Origin of the sequence: Mesotoga infera (genome assembly GCA_011045915.1) — a bacterium.
GTDB lineage: Bacteria > Thermotogota > Thermotogae > Petrotogales > Kosmotogaceae > Mesotoga > Mesotoga infera_D.
Genome location: DSBT01000187.1, coordinates 1 through 4,381, shown reverse-complemented (window position 1 = coordinate 4,381; position 4,381 = coordinate 1). Strand labels below are relative to the sequence as shown.

Below are 4,381 nucleotides of genomic sequence, written 5' to 3'. Positions count from 1 at the left end.
GACTCTCAGCCTGCAGAGCGCAAGCAACGACCTTGTTCCCCACATATAAGTTGCGTTGATTGTTGTTGCGATAGCGAGTATCGGGCCGCCGAATGCGAAGACGTAGAAAAGAAATCCGCTGAGATAGTTCGAAGCAATGTCGTTAAGAGTTCCTTTCTCGAGCATGTCCCCACCGACACCAAACGAGACAACTGCCATCAGGAGATAGCAAGCCAAGACAACTGAGAGGGAGAAGATTACCGAAAGCGGCAGATTCTTTTTTGCGTTCTCCACCTCTCCGCCAAGCTCTATCACGGCATTAGAGCCCGCAAATGTGAAAGTCAAGAGCGCCGAAGCGTAGATCATTGAACCAATGCCCGTTGAAAAAACGCCTTCAATATTCCCCGGTTCTATGTTAGCCATGCCTGGCACGGTGTAGACTGCTATGGCTATGAACAATAGGGCTACGGATATAATTTCTACACGAGAGGCTATCTTCAGTCCTAGAAGGTTCACGATATAGAAGAAGGTGAGTATCAGAAAGGCTACCGGAACAAGGGGAATCCCGTCCCAGATCCCTTTCATGTATGACGCAAGCGCGAGCGCATTCAGAGGAAAGAGACCTACAAAGGCCCCGAAGAGATAGGCCCAAAGGCCGAGAAATGCGACTCTGGGTGAGAAGAGGAAAGCACCGTACTTGAAGGTTCCTCCGGTTGTCGGAAGCGTAGAACCTAGAAGCATCACGTTGATCATTATGATCGCCATCGGGAGAAATGCGAAAACGAAAGCCGGAATGGTACCCACTCCCGCACTTCTATAGGCTATTGGCATGTAGATGAATATCCCCGCTCCGATAGTCATACCTATTTCCAGAGCTACCAGATCCCAGAACTTCATACCTTTTTTCATCCGTTCCACCTTTCTGAGTACTCGTAGGGAATTTGGCGTCGAGTTCGAATGTCTCGTCAATAATGCATCTTGTATTATACATTGAGGATAGCTTAAGCAGAAAGACTTGTCTAGATTTGAAAAAACGGGAATCCCTGCATTGCCTTGCGCAGTGCCTATCGAAACTCAGTACACTTTAGAGTAAAAAAACTCATCGGTGTTGGAGTATACTCAAGTACAATCTTAGGAGCCTGTATTGCAGATTCTTTTGTCGTTGGGGTGTTTCTTCCGGAATTAGAAGAGTCATTTTGGCACCGAATTGCTTGGAATTCGGTCAAGACTGTTGGCCCAAGATCTGATCTTGAGGGAGGCTTTTAGGTGGAGGAAAAACCATGTCTAAGACTGTTACTGTTTCCTTATGGATATTGATCGCTCTAGCCTCGTGGGCAGTGTCGCGTTTGAATTTTCTTCTTTTCCACTCGTTTATCGAAATTACTGCGATTTTGATCGCCGGAGTCCTGGTATCAATGGCATTCATTTCCAGAGGAAAGAATGTTCTTGTACTGAGAATGGGATATCTCTACAGCGTAGTAATGTTTCTTGATGTTCTTCACACGATTTCGTATGCCGGGATGGGGGTCTTCCCTTCCTGGACGGCAAATCAGCCGACACAGTTCTGGATTCTGGGTCGGTTGATAGAGGCTTCCGGTCTGGCGCTGGCGCTGGTTCTGCCTAAGAAACGAAGCCTCAATATTGGCTATTTTGCAGGATTCATGATTGCAGGAGCGCTTGGAACGATGGCGATCGCCCTTGGATACTTTCCCGACTGCTTTATTCCTGGAACCGGTCTCACTTCATTCAAGATTTCGATGGAGTATGTAGTAATAGGAATCATATTATTGAGCATCTATATTCTTTTCAAGAGTAATTCCCCATACGTCCTCCCTTACAGAAAGCACTACTTTCTGGCTCTTCTTATGACCGCTGCCGGTGAGATAGTTTTTACAACCTATACCGACGTGTACGGTTTTTCTAACATGCTTGGCCATGTTTTCAGAGTGATATCTTATTTCGTTATCTTGCAGGGGATAGTCTACAGGTCTATTCGCGAGCCGATCGACAGCCTTTACAATAGAATCAGCAAGACCCAAGAAGAGCTTATTGCAATTATGAGCGAGACGACTGAAATAAAGGATCCATACACAGCAGGTCACCAGAAGCGAGTTGCTATACTGGCCGACGAGATAGCAAGAAAGATGCGACTTTCACAGGATGATCGAAATGTGCTTTCGTTCGCCTCCAGGCTCCACGATATTGGAAAGCTGTTTATACCTACAGATATCCTCTCAAAAGCGATGTTTCTAAACGAACAGGAGCGGGATTTCATAGAACTCCACCCGGGCAAGAGCTATGATCTTATGAAAGGGATACCTTTCGAAGGGTCGGTGCTCGATACAATACTGCAGCATCATGAACGCTTGGACGGCTCAGGGTATCCAGAAGGACTGACCGACAAAGAAATATTGCTGACATCGAAAATTCTTTCGGTAGCTGACGTGGTTGAAGCGATGCTTTCGGAAAGGCCTTATAGAAGAGCGCACAGTGTTGAAGAGGCTATGGAGGAAATCGGAAGTAATTCAGGAAAGCTTTATGATTCGTCAGTTGTGAATAGCTGTCTGGAGTTGTTCCAGAGTGGCTTCTCGTTTAAAGCCCATGAGGAGTGATCCCGTGAGAGGCGATATGGATGGTTAATCATTACAACTTGCTCTATGAGTCAATTGCGGACAATCCAGATCTGCTCATCTGCAGGTGGAAGGCCGATACAACACTAACTTTTGTCAATCACGCATATGCCGAGTTCTTCGTTATGGAAAGGGATCAACTACTCGGAAAACAATGGATTGATTTTGCCGAAAGGGATCCAAGCAGGGAGCTTGAGAAAGCCTTGCACAGCAAAGCAGAAGTTGAACACTCTTTTCAAAGGGAAGATCCCGCAGTGGCTGCCGATGGAGCTGTGCACTGGATTCACTGGTACAATCAACCGGTGCATGGCGCTACCGGGAAGCTGATTGAATACCAGTCGGTTGGAATCGACGTAACTGAGCAGAAGGAAACCAGGAGAAAACTTGCTGAGTCAGGGCAGACTCTGCAGCTCATTCTGGACAATATTGAAGAGATAGTTGCGTATCATAAGCCTGATCTTAGTATTGTATGGGCGAACAAAGCATTCAGAGATAGGGTGGCGGTAGACAAAGAGAGTCTGCTGGGCAAGACATGCTATCACCTGTGGTACGGAAGGCAAATTCCTTGCGACGATTGCCCTGTATCGAAGGCCGTCAGGGAAAAGAAAACAGTTGTTGAAGAGATCGAGCAGAACGGAATCATCTGGCACATCAAGGCATACCCGATCTTCGATACTTCTGGAGATATGTTGGGAGTAGTGGATCTCGCGTATGACAAGACAAGAGAACTCGAGATCTACTCGAGGCTGAGAGAGCGCGAAGAGAAGTACAGAGCGATTGTAGAATCTACGGACGACATAATCTTCGAACTGGATAGAGAGAGCAGGCTTATTGCGATTTTTGGAGCCTGGATAGAGAATTCAGAAATCGATATAGATTCCTTCATTGGCAAGACCGCAGCCGATATATTCCCTGAAGGGACAGCAGAAGTACATATGATTAATAACAAGAGAGCTCTCAGCGGAGAGCCAACTACATATGAGTGGAGCTTTGGCGAAGGGATCAACCAGAGACACTACAGTATCAATCTGTCGCCGGTATTCGATGATGACGGGGAAGTCTCCGGTCTGGTCGGAATTGGCAGAGACATTACGCAACTCAAGAAGGGAGAAGAAGCTCTCAGAAGAAGCAGGGATGACCTTCTGCTAACAATGTCCAGCCTTCTGAAGGTCAAGGATCCCTACACGGTTGATCATCAGAGAAAGGTTGAAAGAATAGCGACGGCAATTGCGGAACGACTCAAACTCCCCAATGAAAGACTTGAAGCGCTGAGAATAGCAGCTATTGTCCATGACATAGGGAAGCTTTCCATTCCTGCAGATATACTTAACAAACCCGGAAGGCTTAACGAGATTGAATGGGCGTTGATCAAGAATCATCCCGACGAAGGCTACAAAGTCCTGAAGGAGATCCATTTCGGTCTGCCCGTTGCAGAAATAGTCAGGCAGCATCGCGAGAGAGTCGATGGGTCCGGTTATCCGAGAGGTCTGAAAGACGGTGAAATAATGCTTGAAGCGAGAATTCTTGCAGTTGCAGATGTTGTCGAGGTAGTAAGCTCCCATCGTCCTTATAGACCCGCACTGGGACTTGAGATGGCCCTGGAAGAGATTAAATCAGGAGTTGGCACGAAGTATGATGAAGGAGTCGTCAAAGCCTGTCTTGAGCTCTTCAGTTCTGGGTTTTTGCCGATCTAGACATCAGATTTTAAACTGCAGAAGCTCTCTTCCCTGGAACTGTGGACGTTGTGAACTGCACGGATAATGAGAATTTCG

Annotated in this window: 3 protein-coding genes; 2 read left to right on the top strand and 1 reads right to left on the bottom strand. The window is 46.8% G+C overall.

Features of this window, described 5'->3' with window-relative positions:
* On the bottom strand, positions 1-888 hold an 888-nt coding region (locus tag ENN47_06985), incomplete at its 3' end, for an amino acid permease (GenBank protein ID HDP77913.1).
* A 371-nt stretch (positions 889-1,259) separates the two neighbouring features.
* Here ENN47_06985 and ENN47_06980 point away from each other — a divergent pair.
* Both ENN47_06980 and ENN47_06975 read left to right on the top strand, forming a co-directional pair.
* The gene (locus ENN47_06980) at positions 1,260-2,591 is read left to right on the top strand and encodes an HD domain-containing protein (GenBank protein ID HDP77912.1); all 1,332 of its coding nucleotides are present in this window, start codon (positions 1,260-1,262) and stop codon (positions 2,589-2,591) included.
* A gap of 20 nt (positions 2,592-2,611) precedes the next feature.
* Positions 2,612-4,303 carry a PAS domain S-box protein gene (locus tag ENN47_06975; GenBank protein HDP77911.1) on the top strand — a complete coding sequence of 564 codons (1,692 nt, stop codon included), beginning with the start codon at positions 2,612-2,614 and terminating at the stop codon, positions 4,301-4,303.
* The last annotated feature ends 78 nt before the right edge of the window (positions 4,304-4,381 follow it).